At 69.9% G+C, this 14158-nt stretch carries 16 protein-coding genes; 5 read left to right on the top strand and 11 right to left on the bottom strand.

The annotated features are described in order from the left end of the window. Positions 1-88 precede the first annotated feature (88 nt). The 6 genes from M2283_RS35510 to M2283_RS35485 all read right to left on the bottom strand — a co-directional run bounded on the left by M2283_RS35510 (position 89) and on the right by M2283_RS35485 (position 6474). Positions 89-1042 (bottom strand): ABC transporter ATP-binding protein, encoded by a 954-nt coding sequence (locus M2283_RS35510; RefSeq protein WP_280880584.1) that lies wholly within the window; start codon positions 1040-1042, stop codon positions 89-91. Continuing rightward, positions 1042-1947 carry an ABC transporter permease gene (locus tag M2283_RS35505; RefSeq protein ID WP_280880583.1) on the bottom strand — a complete coding sequence of 302 codons (906 nt, stop codon included), beginning with the start codon at positions 1945-1947 and terminating at the stop codon, positions 1042-1044. The genes M2283_RS35510 and M2283_RS35505 overlap by 1 nt, the downstream gene beginning before the upstream one ends. 2 nt (positions 1948-1949) lie before the next feature. After that, positions 1950-2981, bottom strand: a complete 1032-nt coding sequence (locus tag M2283_RS35500) for an ABC transporter permease (protein ID WP_280880582.1) — start codon at positions 2979-2981, stop codon at positions 1950-1952. A 45-nt stretch (positions 2982-3026) separates the two neighbouring features. Continuing rightward, positions 3027-4586, bottom strand: a complete 1560-nt coding sequence (locus tag M2283_RS35495) for an ABC transporter substrate-binding protein (RefSeq protein WP_280880581.1) — start codon at positions 4584-4586, stop codon at positions 3027-3029. A gap of 509 nt (positions 4587-5095) precedes the next feature. After that, entirely contained in the window at positions 5096-5995 is a 900-nt protein-coding gene (locus M2283_RS35490; RefSeq protein ID WP_280880598.1) for a DsbA family oxidoreductase, read from the bottom strand. Between the two features lie 32 nt (positions 5996-6027). Beyond that, positions 6028-6474, bottom strand: coding sequence for an RrF2 family transcriptional regulator (locus tag M2283_RS35485; RefSeq protein WP_280880580.1), 447 nt, complete (start codon positions 6472-6474; stop codon positions 6028-6030). 138 nt (positions 6475-6612) lie between these two features. Between M2283_RS35485 and M2283_RS35480 the strand changes: the two genes are divergently transcribed. Next, the gene (locus M2283_RS35480; RefSeq protein ID WP_280880579.1) at positions 6613-7119 is read left to right on the top strand and encodes a cupin domain-containing protein; all 507 of its coding nucleotides are present in this window, start codon (positions 6613-6615) and stop codon (positions 7117-7119) included. A gap of 7 nt (positions 7120-7126) precedes the next feature. Here M2283_RS35480 and M2283_RS35475 read toward each other — a convergent pair whose 3' ends face one another. Continuing rightward, complete coding sequence (locus M2283_RS35475; RefSeq protein ID WP_280880578.1) at positions 7127-7930, bottom strand: SDR family NAD(P)-dependent oxidoreductase; 804 nt, start codon at positions 7928-7930, stop codon at positions 7127-7129. 152 nt (positions 7931-8082) lie between these two features. Here M2283_RS35475 and M2283_RS35470 point away from each other — a divergent pair, with 152 nt between their 5' ends. Next, positions 8083-8991 (top strand): LysR family transcriptional regulator, encoded by a 909-nt coding sequence (locus M2283_RS35470; RefSeq protein WP_280880577.1) that lies wholly within the window; start codon positions 8083-8085, stop codon positions 8989-8991. A gap of 48 nt (positions 8992-9039) precedes the next feature. On the opposite strand, the gene M2283_RS35465 is transcribed toward M2283_RS35470, so the two are convergent. The 4 genes from M2283_RS35465 to M2283_RS35450 form a co-directional block, all read right to left on the bottom strand. Next, complete coding sequence (locus M2283_RS35465; RefSeq protein WP_280880576.1) at positions 9040-9255, bottom strand: DUF4177 domain-containing protein; 216 nt, start codon at positions 9253-9255, stop codon at positions 9040-9042. Positions 9256-9371: 116 nt separating this feature from the next. Further along, the gene (locus M2283_RS35460; protein WP_280880575.1) at positions 9372-9698 is read right to left on the bottom strand and encodes a hypothetical protein; all 327 of its coding nucleotides are present in this window, start codon (positions 9696-9698) and stop codon (positions 9372-9374) included. 29 nt (positions 9699-9727) lie between these two features. Then, positions 9728-10588: a DUF3592 domain-containing protein gene (locus tag M2283_RS35455; protein WP_280880574.1), complete on the bottom strand. Its 861-nt coding sequence runs from the start codon at positions 10586-10588 to the stop codon at positions 9728-9730. 52 nt (positions 10589-10640) lie between these two features. Next, positions 10641-11741, bottom strand: coding sequence for a hypothetical protein (locus tag M2283_RS35450; RefSeq protein WP_280880573.1), 1101 nt, complete (start codon positions 11739-11741; stop codon positions 10641-10643). Between the two features lie 226 nt (positions 11742-11967). Between M2283_RS35450 and M2283_RS35445 the strand changes: the two genes are divergently transcribed. The 3 genes from M2283_RS35445 (at position 11968) to M2283_RS35435 (ending at position 14154) form a co-directional block, all read left to right on the top strand. Further along, the gene (locus M2283_RS35445) at positions 11968-12636 is read left to right on the top strand and encodes a hypothetical protein (protein ID WP_280880572.1); all 669 of its coding nucleotides are present in this window, start codon (positions 11968-11970) and stop codon (positions 12634-12636) included. A 104-nt stretch (positions 12637-12740) separates the two neighbouring features. Beyond that, positions 12741-13457 (top strand): GntR family transcriptional regulator, encoded by a 717-nt coding sequence (locus M2283_RS35440; RefSeq protein WP_280880571.1) that lies wholly within the window; start codon positions 12741-12743, stop codon positions 13455-13457. 16 nt (positions 13458-13473) lie between these two features. Further along, a complete protein-coding gene (locus M2283_RS35435; RefSeq protein WP_280880597.1) occupies positions 13474-14154 on the top strand; it encodes a Type 1 glutamine amidotransferase-like domain-containing protein in 681 nt (226 codons plus the stop codon). Positions 14155-14158: the final 4 nt, after the last annotated feature.

Below are 14158 nucleotides of genomic sequence, written 5' to 3'. Positions count from 1 at the left end.
GCTACGACCCCTCCATCCACCAAGCCAACAACAAGGTCAGCACAGCCGCTGAAGAGCCCTTGGCGGCATAGAGGTTGACTCAGGAAACTCACGCGTCCTCTTCCACGGCGTCTGCGGTCTCGGCGGCGAGGAACTTGTCCAAGCCGTACTGCTCGTGCTCGGCGATCAGCAGCCGGGTGTATTCGTGCCGGGGCTTGTGCAACACCTCGTGCGTCGGCCCCTGTTCGACCACCTCGCCCTGCCGCATGACGAGCACCTCGTCGCAGAGCTGCGCGACGACGGCCAGGTCGTGGGAGACCAGGACGAGGGCCAGCCCGGTCCGTTCGCGCAGGTCGGCCAGCAGGTCGAGGATCTCGGCCTGGACGGTGACGTCGAGCGCGGTCGTGGCCTCGTCGGCGATGAGGATGCGGGGGTCGGCGGCGATCGCCGCGGCGATGAGGACGCGTTGGAGCATGCCGCCGGAGAGTTCGTAGGTGTACTGGCTGTAGACCAGTTCCGGGTCCCGCAGGTGCACCGCGCGCAGCAGGTCGATCGCCTCTTCGCGGGCCTCGCGCCGCTTGAGTCCCTTCTTGACGCGGAGTACCTCGGCGATCTGTGCGCCGACGCGGATCGAGGGGTTGAGATAGGACGCCGGGTCCTGGAAGACCGCGCTGATCGTGGCGCCCCGCAGGGCCGTCCACTGCGCCGACGAGAAGCCGGAGATGTCCTGGCCGTCGATCTCGATCGAGCCGGCGGTGACCTCGAAGTGGGCGGGCAGGATGCCCAGCGTGGCCCGGCAGGTGAGGGTCTTGCCGCTGCCGGACTCGCCGACGATGCCGACGGCCCTGCCCGGCGTGAGCGTGAAGCTGACACCGTGCACGATCTCGTCGCCGGCGGCCTGGTCGCTGATGCGCACGTCGCGTACGGACAGGACGGGCGTCGAGGGGGAGGCTTGACGGACGGGCTCGGTCGGGCCGGTGCCGGTGCTGGTGTTGGGCTCCTCGACTACAGAACTACTGTCCTGCTCAGCTTCGGTGAGGACCTTCTCGGAGAGAGTTGCCATCACGCACCTCCGGCGTGAACGTGAGCGAGGTCGGCGTCGGAGTCGGTCCCGGCGAGGCGATTGGCGCGTGCCTTGCGGTTGTTGACCAGGGCGCGGCCCGCCTCGCCTGAGACGTCGCGGATCGCGTCGGCGAGGAGGTTGCAGGCCCAGACGGTGACCATGATCAGCAGGGCGGGGACGAGTGGCGCCCACGGCTGCTGGGTCAGATAGCCGAGGTCGGAGGCGAGCAGCCCGCCCCAGGTCGGCGCGGGCGGCTGGACGCCGATACCCAGGAACGTCAGCGTCGAGACGATGACGAAGCCGACGCCGATGGTCTGGGCGAGCGCGACCGCGATCGGCGGCAGCACCTTGACCCAGACGTGCCGGCGCACGACCCAGCCGATGGACGCACCGGAGATGAGCGCCGCCTCCACGTACGGCGAGCGGGCCACGGCCAGCGTGGCGGCGCGGGCCACCCGGTAGAACAGCGGCGACACCAGCACCCCGGTGACCAGCATCGCCTGGGTGATGCCGTTGCCCAGCAGTGCGACCACGGCGACGGCGAACAGCAGGAAGGGCAGGGCGACCAGTGTGTCGGTCAGCCGGAGGGTGATCCACTCGAAGACCCGCCCGAAGTAGACCGACAGGATCCCGGGGATCGCCCCGACGCCCAGCGCCGTGAGGGCGACTTCGAGCGAGCCGAGCACGCTGACCCGGGAGCCGTCGAGCAGTCGGCTCAGCACATCGCGGCCGAGGTAGTCCGTGCCCAGCCAGTGGGCGCCCGAGGAGTCGGCGAGCGTGTCGGAGCTGGTGGCCAGAGGGTTGTGGGGCGCGATGAACGGGCCGAGGACGGCGAGCAGGGCGATCACGGTCAGGATCACCAGCGCGATCCGGCCGGACGTCAGGGAGAGCACGCGGCGCACCATGGTCACACCCCCCGCTGGGACGCCGGCGTCACACGCGCCAGCACCAGGTTGACGATCAGGTTGAAGGCGACGACCAGGACGATCGACACCACGAGCACGCCCTGTACGGCGGGTACGTCACCGGCCTGGGCGGAGTCGTTGGCGAAGCGGCCGAAGCCCTGGAGGCCGAAGATCCACTCCGTGACGACGGAGGCGCCGACCAGTGTGGGGAACTTCAGGCCGAGCGTGGCGAGCGCGGGGCCGAGGCCGTTGCGCAGCACATGGCCGAAGAAGATCCGGCGTGGACTGAGCCCTCGTACCACCGCGCCTGTCACGTAGTTCTCGCGGTAGGCCGCGATGAGGCTGGTGCGCAGTTGGCGGGCGACATCGGCGACGACGTCGAAGCTCAACGCGACGGCGGGCAGGGTGATATGGGCGAGCCAGGGACCGAACCCCTGCGCCGCCGGGATGTATCCGGCGGACGGGAACACATGCCGTCCCACCGCGAACACCGCGACCAGGACGATGCCGACGACGAAGGCCGGCATCACCGAGATCACCGTGACGAAGCCCGTGATCGCGCGGTCGACCCAGGTGGTGCGGCGCAGTGCCGCGATCGTGCCGAGGGCGAAGCCCGCGACGACGCCGATGATCAGCGCGAAGGTCGCCACCGACAGGCTCACGCCCAGGCCGAGGCCGATCAGGGTGGAGATGTCGGCGCCGTTGGTCCAACTGGTGCCGAGCTGCCCGTGCAGGACGCCGCCCAACCAGTCCACGTACTGGACCAGGAAGGGCCGGTTGAGCCCCCACTGGGCCTCAACTCTGGCTACCGCCTCGGGAGTTGCTTCCTCGCCCAGCTGGATCCGCGCCGGGCTGAGCCCGCTCAGTGACCGCAGCGCGAACGTCACGAACGTCGCGACCAGGAACACGGGCACGAAGATCGCGATCGACCGGGCGAGGGTGACCAGGACACGGCCCAGCGTGCGCCGCGTCCTGGTCGTGGCGGCCGGGTGACGCACGTCGGTTGGTGTGGCCGGTGCCTCCGTCGTCGTCATGGCTTGCCCCCTCTCTGTAGTGGCTGTCCGGGATGTGACGGGGTGTCAGTTGGCGCCGATGGTCACGCCGGTCCAGTCGATGTGGGCCGGGTTCTTGGGCAGGGCGGAGATGGACTTGCTCTTGGCGATGAGGTTGGGCGACGAGTACGTGAAGACCAGTGCCTTGCTCTGCAGGCCGGCCCGGGTCGCCGCCTGGAGGACCTTCGCGTAGTCGGGCGAGTCCAGCGGGGTCTGGCGGACCTTGGCGATGGCCGCCTCGAAGCCGGACGGCTCGTACGGCGAGCTGAGGTTGAGCGGGCCGTTCGGGCCGAAGTGCGCGGTGAGGGTCTGTGCGGCGGAGTCACGCCCTGTCGTCCCGTAGATCGAGAGCGTCAGGTCCTTGGCGAAGAACGGGGTGGCCCAGTTCTTGTCGACCTTGATGCCGACCGTGATGCCGACCTTCGCCAACTGTGCCTGGACGATCTCCGCTTGGGGATCCTCGGCCGGGATGACGAGGTTGAGCTTGATCTGGCCCGCCTTGTAACCGGCTTCGGAGAGCAGCTGCTTCGACTTCGCCGGGTCGTAGGCGTAGTCGTTCGCGGACTGCGGGTCGTAGGCGACATAGCCCTTGGGGAACGGCTGGTTGGTCGCCGAGCCGTAGCCGAAGGTGAGTTTGTCGACGAACTCCTGGCGGTTGATCGCGTAGCGGACCGCGTCGACGACCTTGGCGTTGTCGAACGGCGCCTTGTTGACGTTGAGGCTGATGTTGTTGGCGTTGAAGCCGGGCTGGACGAAGACGTCGAGGCCGGCCTTCTTGGCGGCTTCGGCCTGACTGGGCTCGATGTCGGCGAAGTTGTAGACGCCGGTCTGGAGGCCGGAGACGACCGTTGAGGCGTCGGGGGCCGAGGTCAGCTCGACGTTGTCGATGTGGATGTCCTTGGCGTCCCAGTAGTCCGGGTTCTTCTTCAGGAGGACCTTGGTGCCCGGGACGAGCTGGGTGACGGTGAACGGGCCCGCGCCGACGGGGCTCTGGTCCAGCTTGGCGGGGGACTTGGCCGCCTTGGGGCTGGCGATCTGCAGCACGCGCTCACCGAGCAGCTGGGGGATCTGGTAATCGACCTGGCTGAGGTGGAGCACCGCGTCCAGCCCGTTGGCGTCCACCGACTTGATCGAGGTGAGGTCGCCGAAGAGCGCCGAGTTCTTCTGCTTCTGGGCCCGTTCGATGGCGGCCTTCACCGCTGCCGCGTCGACCGGCTCACCGTCGCTGAACTTCAGGTTCGGCCGCAGGTGGAACGTGATCTGGTCGCCCTTGGCGTTGTACTCCCAGCTTTTGGCCAGGTCGGGCACAGCCTTGCCGGTCGCGTCGGTGCGGGTCAACGAGGCGTAGACCAGGGAGAGTTCGCGGAACTGGGCGCCGCTGCCGCTGACCACCGGGTCCCAGTGGGTGGGGAAGTAGGAGGAGGTCCACTTCAGCGTGGCGCTGCCACTGGCTGACGAGGCATCGCCGCCGCAGGCGCTGAGCGCGGGGACGAGCACGGTGACGAGGGCGGTCCCCAGGGCGGCGGCGCGCAGCCGGCCGGGGCGGAAGGCCGCCCGGTCGCTGCGGGGCGTGAGTCGTCCGGACATCATTTTTCTTTCTTCGAGGGCTCCGGACCGTGCAGGGGCAGCGGAAAGGGAGCGAGGGCGGCACGCCCGGGAGCCGACGACGCTCAGGCCGGGACGGACATGCCGGTGCGGCTTCGGTGCACATCTGGGCATGCCGCGCTCGGGACATGAGGCGTCGGCGGATCGCGGGGGAGAGCCGGGAAGCAGAAGGAGAGGGGAGGAAGCGACGAAGGCGCGAAACGAGGGGCGCGAGGAGACGAGCGCTGGGTGGCACGCGGCGGGTGGCCGGTGCCTACGAGAGCGGGGTCAGGCGCCTGTGGGCCGAGGGCGGCGGGTCAGCGACAGAGAGCGCTGCAGGTGCGCCGCAGGTCCACGTAGCGGCACACCACACCGGGGTGCGTCGTGAGCATGCTGCACATCCTGGGGCCCGCCGTCGGCGCCTGTCAATGGACACCAATTGGTGTCTCATTCGGCGGGACGGCCTTGACCGCTGATCACGGGTCGATGCCTGACCGCTGATCAGCGGCCTGTCAGGGTGCGGAGGGAGTGCCGCGGCCGACGGCGGGGTGCACCGCGGCCTCCTCCGGGTGCAGCCACAGCGGCCCGTTGCCCGTCTCGACGCGGACGGCGTCCGCCGGGGGCCACGGACCGTGGGTCAGCAGCCGGCGCTCCGGATCGGTCAGGCTCCGGTACCGTGCGAGCGCCTCCGCCGGAGCCGACGCCACAGGGTCCGACAGCAGCCCGGGACACACCTCGTCGACCGCCGAGGCGTACTCCTCGTACGCCCGCCAGCCGGGCACGACGCGATACCCGGCGGGGCCGCGGACCAGCACCGTCGGTAGCGCGTAACGGAATTGGCCGTCGGCCGTCTCCTTGGCGGTGCCGGGATGCGGTGACCCGTCGTGCACGGACAGCACCTCGTCGACCGGACGACGTGCCTCGGCGCGATCGGCGCGCACCCGCTCCAGCACCACGGCCGACGCCGCGTCGGTGGCCAGCCGCTCAACATCCAGACCGGGCGTGCCCGTTACCGCCGACAGCGCCAGTAGGCGTGTGTCGGCCGGTTCCCCGAGGACGAATACGGTCTCCCGCAGCCGGCGCAGCACCCGGTCGGCCACGTCGTCGCCCTGCAGCTCGGCGGCCTTGGCGACCAGCGAGGACGGCCACGAACTCGCCGCCACACGGCTCAGCCGGAGCGCCCGCGGGGCCCGCGTATGGGCGCTGATGTCCTCGACGTACCGGGCGTACCAGGCGGTCTCTGCCGCAGGATCGGGCGCCGGGTCGTCGTCGTGATCGAAGAGGATGCAGTACGCGCGACGCCACCGCACCCGACCGGCCAGCGCGGCGCGCAGGCGACGGAAGACGGGCTCGGACCCCCAGGCCCAGGGACACAGCGGGTCGGTGTACTCGACCACCTCCACCGCACCCATCGCAGCCGTCGCCGGTCTCTCCGGCAGGACCGTCACGCGGCGCCCTTCCCGCTCAACTCCGCGCCCGCCCCCGCTTCAGCGGGAGCGGGCAGCAGCGCGGCGATGGTCGTCCCGCCCAACACCGCGGCGGCGTCCGCCTCCACCTGGCGCCACACCCCGGGCAACCCGGAGGCGGGACCGGGGTAGTCGAGCCCGGCGAGCGACTCGCCCCGCAAGGTGATCAACTCGCCGTCCACGGCGCGCGCGACATCGAGGAGCGTGATCTCGTCGGCCGGCCGGCCGAGCCAGTAGCCGCCTTCGCAGCCGCGCTGACTGCGCACCAGGCCGGCCCTCCGCAACTCGCCCACGACCGACTTCAGAAAGCGGAAGGGGATCTGCTGGGAAGAGGCCACGGCCTCGCACGTGAGCGGGCGGGCGGGTTCGCGGGCGAGCTCCAAAAGGGCCCGCATGGCGTAGTCCGCCTTCGCGGAGATATGCATGCGCACATCATGCCCGACGGGGTGCCCGCCACGAAGGCCTCGGCCGGTTCCCCTCCTACATTGCGGGAACATTGCCGCAGGTGAAGGACAATGGACACCTCTTGACATCCTTTTCCGGGCGGCTCTAGCGTCCCGACCATGAGCGAGCCGCTGACCACCCCCGGCGAAGGTTTCCACCCCCACCTCCACGACGACCCCGGGCATCCGGCGGCCCCCCTGCACACCCGCCTCCACCACATCCGCGCCGACGCCCTCGACGGGGACACGGCGCAGACCGGAGGGATGCGCAGGTTCGCCGCCGTCAGCGGCAGGACGGTCGGCTCCGAGAAGCTGTGGATGGGCCAGACCCACGTAGCCCCCGCCACCTCTTCCTCCGACCACCATCACGGCGAGTCCGAGACCGCGATCTACGTGGTCAGCGGGCACCCCGAGTTCGTCTTCCTCGACGACTGGGGCCCCCGGCCGGAGGAGGTACGCCTGCGCACCGCGCCCGGGGACTACATCTTCGTCCCCCCGTTCGTACCGCACCGCGAGGAGAACCCGGACCCGGCCGAGGAAGCCGTGGTCGTCATCGCCCGCAGCACCCAGGAGGCGATCGTGGTCAACCTGCCGCAGCTGTACGCGCTTCAGCCCGGGGAAGCCTGAACCGGGCTCAGCCGAACGCGGCCAGGGAGACCGGCTGCCACTGCCGCCAGGTGCTCAGGCGCTCCTCGTAGAGGTCGGCGACATCCGTGAAGGACTTGCCGAGAAGGATCCGCAGCGGAGGCTTGTCGGCATCGACGATCTGCAGGATGGCGGCGCGGGTCGCGCGCGGGTCGCCGACCTCGAACTCCGGCGCCGTGACCGAGTGGACCTCGGCGTAGTCCGGGTTCCGCTCACTGTGCCGTGCCCCGCGGGCCAGCCAGTCGGTGGCGTAGGGGCCGGGCTCGACGTTGGTGATGTGGATGCCGAAGGCGGCCACTTCCTGCGCGAGGGATTCCGACAGCCCTTCGAGGGCCCACTTGGAGGCGTGGTAGGCGCCGATGCCGGGGAAGGCACGCACGCCGCCCTCGCTGGTGACCTGCAGAATCCTGCCCGATCCCTGCGACCGCATGAGCGGCAGTACGGCCTGCGTGACCCATACGGCACCGAAGAAGTTGGTCTCCAGCTGGGCCCGGAGTTCGTCCTCGTCCAGCTCCTCGACCATGCCGAAGTGCCCGTAACCGGCGTTGTTCACCGCGATGTCCAGCGAACCGAAGTGCGCGTGGGCACGCTGCACCGCCGCATGAACCGCGGCACGGTCGGTGACGTCGAGCTGGATCGGCAGGACCGCATCGCCGTACCGCTCGACCAGGGGCGTCAGTTGGCCGATGTCCCGAGCCGTCGCGACGACGTGATCGCCCCGTTCGAGCGCGGCGCCCGCCCACTCGCGGCCGAAGCCCCTCGAACTGCCGGTGATGAACCATGTCTTTGCCATGGCGACTGTCTCCCACTCACTAGCTGGATATCAATGGCCGGATAGATGGATCGCTTGCTGTTGCTCTTCCAGCGTGCGACCGATCCAGGCATTCCACCAGCGAGGGTCTCGCATGAGAGACATGCGGTATCAGAATGTGTCAGGATGACCGCATGGCCGACTTCACCCTCACTGGCCTGCGTGTCATCCAGGCCGTGGTCGACACCGGATCGTTCACCGCCGCGGCCGACGCACTCGGGTACACGCAGTCAGCGGTGTCCCGTCAGGTGGCGGCGATGGAAGCAGCGGCGGGCACACCACTGTTCGTACGGGGTGCCCGCGGAGTGGCTCCGTCCCCGGCCGGCATGATGCTCGCCCGCCGGGCCACGACGGCACTCAACGAGATCGACGCCGTCGGCACGGACCTCGCCGGGCTGCAGGACCATCTGACAGGACGCGTCGTCATCGCGGCCTTCTCCTCGGCCGCGGCCGTGCTGGTCCCCAGAACACTGGCCCGCCTCCGGGACGAACACCCGGGCCTGATCGTGGAGTTCACTGAGGCGTCCTCGCCCACGCAGCTGCGCCAACTCCGCGCTCACCGCATCGACGTCGCCGTGATCGCCGTAGGACCGGACCTGCCCGCCTACGAATTCGAGGGACTCCGCCGCGACCTGCTCCTCGACGGCAGTCTGCTGCTCGCCGTCCCCGCGAACCACCGCTTCGTCGGCCGCGGAACCATCCCGGTCCCCGAGCTGAGGGACGAGCACTGGATCGTCGGCAAGGGCCTCCGCGACGACCCCCAGTTCGGCGCCTGGCCCACCCTCGACCGCCCGCGGATCGCCTACGCCGCCCGCGAATGGCCCACCCGCCTCGGCCTTGTCGCCACCGGCCTCGGCATCGCCGTACTCCCCGAACTGGCCGCCGCCGCGGTCCCCGCCGGCGTCCGCACGGTCCGGGTCGACGACCCCGCCTGGCTCGGCCGAGCGGCGGTCGCCGTCACGCTCCGCGACTGCCCTCCGGAGGTGACGGTCACCGTGCGGGCGCTGCGCCATGAGGCCGTACAACTGCGTGCGGCACCGTGACGCCGCGCTCGACAAAGGTCCGTGCCGGGCGAGTTGGTGTCGAGGGTGTCAGGCGCGGGGGCGCTCTAGGGTGAGGAGGAGGCCCTCGACGGCGCCGGGACCTATGCGGCCCTTCACGTCGGCGGCGGTGATCGCCTTGAGCGCCCAGCCCTCCGCAGCATGCTTGTTGAGGGTCTTCTCCAGCTTGTCGCTGTCGAGCGCGTCACCGATGAGTGACTCCCTGAAGGTGACGACCTTGTACTCGTAGGCGTATGCGTGGCTCATGGCTGCGGTGTCCTTTCGCGTCGGCCGGAGTGGCCGGAGTCAGCCAATCACGGTGCGAGTCCGAGCTGTGGCGGCGGGGGTGCGGTTGCCCGTCGGGGCAGTTGGTCGGCCCGGTGCTACGCGGCGATCGGGCGGTCGGACAGACGGGCGAGTTCGGTGAAGAAGGCACGATAGAGGGGCTCGTCGGCGGTCTGGATCTCGACGGTGGCGAGCCGGTGGCCGGAGCTCGTCGTGCTCGCGTGGATCGGTTCGTCGGGCTGCTCCACGTGGCCGAAGTGCAGCCGGGTCACACCGCCCTTGCGGGCCTCGGCGCGCACGGACACCCAACTCAGCGGTGTCCGGTACGGCCCGATGACGACGTGGTTGCTCCGCCGGAACAGCTCGAACACCCCACGGTCCACCCGCGGGTGGATGCCCTCGTGGACGAACGTGAGTGGATCCATCGAGGAGAAGGTGGTGCAGTCGTCGGACGTCACAGCAGGACCGCTCCCGCAACCGCCGCCGCCACGCCGACGGCAAGGGCCAGGACGCTGCAGCCGAAGTCCACCCTCCGGGAGCGGTGTTCGGCCGCGAGGTCCAGCGTGAAGACGGCAGGGTCGTCGGGGGCGTAGTGGACCATGATCTCCCGGCCGTTCGCGTCGGCGGGGATCGGCGGCCCGGAGGTGTAGTAGGCGGTGACGGCGGTGCCCTCGTGGGTGGTGAAGGTGATGACCGGGGTGTGGGTGGTGGAGGTGTGGCCGTCCTCGTCGGTGCTGACGTCCTTGAGTACGGCGATGACACGGCCCTGGACGGGGGCCGCGGCGGCCAGCCTGTCGATATGGCGTCTCGTCTCGCGTGTGTTCTGGGGCAGGTAGAATGCGCCGGCGACGGTCCAGGGCACTCCGAAGCCGAGCAGGGCCCAGGGCCAGCCCCGGTCGATCGCGGCGCCGGCCACCAGTCCGACGTAGATCAGGAAAACCGCGAAGTTCGGCCAGCCGAGCCCGTGTCGGCTCGTCTCCAGGTCGATGACGAACCGGAAGGCGTGCGGTCTCCCGGGCGGGTAGTGGACTCCGATCTCCCGGCCCGGCCAGGCTGTTGTGATCCTCTCGCCGTGCTCGCCGTCGTTCGTGACGGTGAACTCCTGCCCGGTGGACGGGTCTTGGAAGGAGACGACCACGGATATCCCCTCCCGGTGGGAACTTCCGTGTCTGGGTTCCCGCACCTTCTCGATACGTCCTGTGGCCCGGACCGTCCGCTGGGCCCGGGTCACCCCGGCCAGCGACCGCCCGTACCCGATCAGTGCCACCACGACGAGCACTCCGCACCACAGCGCCAGCCAGTCGTTCCAGCTCATACGTCTTGCTCCTGCCTTCCAGGGCGACGAAACACAACAACAGGCCCGGTGGTCAGCCTGCCGGGGTGCGCCGCACGACCTTGCCCTGTCCGTCCGCCTTCAGTGAGGCCGTTCCCTCCGTGCCGGTCACGCCGACCCGGAGGGTGAGGGAGCCGGTGAGGTTGTCGGCGGTGAGCTGCCAGGTCTGCGGGGAGCGGACACCGAGCGTGGTCCTGGCCTCCTTGACCAGGGCGGGGACACGTTCGAAGGGCAGGGAACCCGGGTCGAACTGCGGGGCCTGCGTATCGGAGGGAGCGAACACGACCGACAGCAGACGTTCCTGCACGACGACGGTGAGCGCCGGGCGCTTCGCCTTGCCCTTGGTGAGCGAGTCCATGGCCCGATGCAGCTCGCCCTTGTCGAGGAACGACTGGTCCGGCCCGAGGGCGACCGTGGCGGACCCCGACGTCACGACCGTGGTAGACGACGTGGAGGAGACGGACGGCGTCGTCGAGGAGGGCGACCGCGCGCCGGCGTCCTGGTCGAACAGGTCCGCGCGGAACAGCAGGATCACGACGGCCGCGCCGATCAACAGGCCCAGGAGCCCGATGAAGCCGTAGGCACACCCCTCCGGGGACTCGCTCGGTACGGGCGGCCCGGGCACCGAGTCGATGTGGGCTCCGGCCGCCCGGTCCTCCCACTCCGGTGTCGGCCGCTTGACGATCCTCACCCGCCACGGACGGTCCGGCGGGTACTGGACCACCACGATGCCGCGCGGCCGGTAGTCGGACAGGTCGACGAGGTTGATGCTCTGCGATATCCGCACCCGGTACGCCGGCGCGTCGTCCGGGGCGACGGTGAGTTCGAACTGCACCGGTACGTCGCTCGACTCACGCCCGATGGCCTCCAGACTCTCGATCATCGCCAGAGCCGTGAGGGGCGCGACGGCCGCCTCCCGGGCCCGGGCCCGCCGAGGCGGGCCGGCGAGGAAGAGCAGCCCGTACACCGCGGGCAGGACCCACCCGGTGACGAACAGCGGGACGTTCTCGATGACGCCGCCGACGACGATGGCGGCCAGCGACCCCCCGAGCACACCACCCGTCAGGAACCCTCGCGCAAGGGCGACGGGAGTGTTGTGCGTGGGCGTCGGCGATGCGCCCGTGGTGATCGTCATAGGGGCGATTGTGCCGGGCCGGAGTGACGGCCGGTAGACCTTCGAATGACCTTCCGCGGCACGGCATCCGCGCTGCTCACAGACCGGTTCGCGGTTCACCGGGAGCCGCGCCCGACGCGCGTCGAAAGATCCGGGGGCGTATCGCCTCCGCCGAGGACCCGATCGCCTGTGCCGTGCCCCCGCTTGGCATAGTTGACCTTGCCGAAAGGGCGGGGAGGGAAGGGCCATGGACGAGGAACCGGAGCGCTACCGGGTCGAGTTCGCCAGTGGGAGTGCCGCCTCGGTGGAGAATCGGCGCTCCTTCCGCGACCGCGAGCGCAACGACATAGAACCCGACCTGCCCGGCTGGCCCCCTGGACCGGCCTTCGCGGTACGGGGGTTCTTCGGCAAGGTCGGCCGACACGTCCTCACCTTCGTCACCGGGCTTCTGATGCTGCCGCTGTACTTCATCGCCGAGGTCCTCGGCAGCCCCGGATCGCCCGACAAGCGGGGCAAGTTGGAGGAGCGTGAGAACGAGGTCGACGACTTCCCCGTCATGTGGGCGGGCGTGGGCGAGACGGCTCGTACATTGCCCTGGCAGCTCGACCCCTCCCGGCGGGCCTGGCGCGTGGTGACCGAGCTCGAACTGGTCGAATCCGAGGACCTCGTACGCATCACGACCTACGAGGACAGCGCGCGGGGCAACCGGTTCGTCGAATGGGGCGGTGGCCGCAGGGTCCCGGGATCCGAAGCCGTCCTCTGGGAGCTGCCGCGGAAGGAGATCGCCGGCGCGGAGGCCAAGCGCTTCAGCATGGCCGAGTCCGACTTCAAGATCGTCTTCCGGGACGGGTCCTGGGCCCGGCTGACGACGACTTCGTCGGGTGCCGCGGGCAGGATCGTGTCTCTCCTCGGCTAGAGATCGTCTCCCCCGCGCGGGCCCGGGACGCCTGCTTCCGCGTGCGATCCCCCACCTCGGTAAACTGCCCTTGCGGTAACGCCCACAGCACGGAGGAGACCCGGATGCCGGCAGACGAATCGTCCGCCTCCGACGAGGCGGCCGGAGCGAGCGGGCTGTCCGCGGCACCGGTCCGCCAGGTGCTGTCCGACAGCGTCTACGAGGGCATCAAGACCATGGTCATGGACCATGAGATCGCCCCGGGCGCCCGGGTCGGCATCGAGGCCGTCGCACGCACGCTCAATGTGTCACCGACCCCTGTGCGCGAGGCACTGGCCCGGCTGGAGGCCGACGGTCTCGTCGTCAAGCGGTCCCTGTCGGGATACCGGGCGACCGAGTTGCTGACCCGGCAGGGGGTGGAGGAGCTGTTCGAGATGCGGCTGCTCCTGGAACCGCGAGCCGCGGCACTGGCCGCCCTCCACGCCGACGACTCCCAACTCGACGCCATCGAGGGGATCCTGGAGGACATGCAGGCCCACCCCGGCCCCGCCGGAACGTACGCGGCGTACCGCGATTTCGCCGCCCTGGACCAGCGTTTCCACGACGCGGTCGCGGAAGCCGCCCACCGCCCCCTCCTCGCGGACGCGGTACAACGACTCCACGCCCACCTGCACGTCTTCCGGCTCAGCAGCCTCCGGAGCGAGGGCGATCCGACCCTGGCGGAGCACGGGCGGGTGGTACGCGCGATACTGCGCCGCAGGGCCGAGCGCGCCGCCGAGGCGATGGCGGAACACCTCACTCGCAGCCTGGAGCGCCAACTCGAGCGGTTCGAACCGAGTTGAGGGCGGAGCTGGCGTGATGAAGCTTCTCCTCACCGACTCCGGTGTCAGGAACGCGAGCATCCTGACGGCGCTGGTCGATCTCCTGGGCAAACCGATCGCCGAGGCCAACGCCCTCTGCATTCCCACCGCCGGGTACGGGGGCCCGTACGGAGATCCGGGCGGGCCATGGCGCTTCATCAGCGGTCAATCCCTCAGTCCCCTGACCGAGTTGGGGTGGAGGTCGGTGGGCGTACTGGAGCTCACCGCACTGCCGAGCATCGACAAGGAACGCTGGGTCTCCTGGGTCCGCGAGGCGGACGCGCTGCTGGTGAACGGCGGTGACGCGCTGTACCTGTGCCACTGGATGCAGGAGTCCGGACTGGCCGACCTCCTCCCGTCGCTGCACGACATGGTCTACGTAGGACTCAGCGCCGGCAGCATGGTGCTGAGTCCCCGCATCGGGCCGGACTTCGTCGGCTGGCAGCCGCCCACCGGTGACGACAGCGCGCTGGGACTCGTCGACTTCTCCATCTTCCCGCACCTCGACAGCCCGGGCTGTCCGGAGAACACCATGGCCGCCGCGGAACGTTGGGCCGCCGAGATAAAGGGTCCGGCGTACGCCATCGACGCTCAGACCGCGATCAAGGTGACCGACGGCCGAATCGAGGTCGTCTCCGAGGGGCACTGGAGTCTGTTCAACTCGACACCAAGGCCGTGATCCG

The sequence above is a fragment of the Streptomyces pseudovenezuelae genome (assembly GCF_029892565.1).
In the GTDB taxonomy this organism is placed as follows: domain Bacteria; phylum Actinomycetota; class Actinomycetes; order Streptomycetales; family Streptomycetaceae; genus Streptomyces; species Streptomyces pseudovenezuelae_A.
The sequence above is the reverse complement of the archived record's forward strand: the minus strand, read 5'-3'. Positions and strand labels throughout refer to the sequence as shown.

Bases quoted from the DNA above. Each gene is read 5' to 3' on its own strand.
- M2283_RS35510 (WP_280880584.1), bottom strand. From the start codon at position 1,042: ATGGCAACTCTCTCCGAGAAGGTCCTCACCGAAGCTGAGCAGGACAGT.
- M2283_RS35505 (WP_280880583.1), bottom strand. From the start codon at position 1,947: ATGGTGCGCCGCGTGCTCTCCCTGACGTCCGGCCGGATCGCGCTGGTG.
- M2283_RS35500 (WP_280880582.1), bottom strand. From the start codon at position 2,981: ATGACGACGACGGAGGCACCGGCCACACCAACCGACGTGCGTCACCCG.
- M2283_RS35495 (WP_280880581.1), bottom strand. From the start codon at position 4,586: ATGTCCGGACGACTCACGCCCCGCAGCGACCGGGCGGCCTTCCGCCCC.
- M2283_RS35490 (WP_280880598.1), bottom strand. From the start codon at position 5,995: ATGGGTGCGGTGGAGGTGGTCGAGTACACCGACCCGCTGTGTCCCTGG.
- M2283_RS35485 (WP_280880580.1), bottom strand. From the start codon at position 6,474: ATGCATATCTCCGCGAAGGCGGACTACGCCATGCGGGCCCTTTTGGAG.
- M2283_RS35480 (WP_280880579.1), top strand. From the start codon at position 6,613: ATGAGCGAGCCGCTGACCACCCCCGGCGAAGGTTTCCACCCCCACCTC.
- M2283_RS35475 (WP_280880578.1), bottom strand. From the start codon at position 7,930: ATGGCAAAGACATGGTTCATCACCGGCAGTTCGAGGGGCTTCGGCCGC.
- M2283_RS35470 (WP_280880577.1), top strand. From the start codon at position 8,083: ATGGCCGACTTCACCCTCACTGGCCTGCGTGTCATCCAGGCCGTGGTC.
- M2283_RS35465 (WP_280880576.1), bottom strand. From the start codon at position 9,255: ATGAGCCACGCATACGCCTACGAGTACAAGGTCGTCACCTTCAGGGAG.
- M2283_RS35460 (WP_280880575.1), bottom strand. From the start codon at position 9,698: ATGGATCCACTCACGTTCGTCCACGAGGGCATCCACCCGCGGGTGGAC.
- M2283_RS35455 (WP_280880574.1), bottom strand. From the start codon at position 10,588: ATGAGCTGGAACGACTGGCTGGCGCTGTGGTGCGGAGTGCTCGTCGTG.
- M2283_RS35450 (WP_280880573.1), bottom strand. From the start codon at position 11,741: ATGACGATCACCACGGGCGCATCGCCGACGCCCACGCACAACACTCCC.
- M2283_RS35445 (WP_280880572.1), top strand. From the start codon at position 11,968: ATGGACGAGGAACCGGAGCGCTACCGGGTCGAGTTCGCCAGTGGGAGT.
- M2283_RS35440 (WP_280880571.1), top strand. From the start codon at position 12,741: ATGCCGGCAGACGAATCGTCCGCCTCCGACGAGGCGGCCGGAGCGAGC.
- M2283_RS35435 (WP_280880597.1), top strand. From the start codon at position 13,474: ATGAAGCTTCTCCTCACCGACTCCGGTGTCAGGAACGCGAGCATCCTG.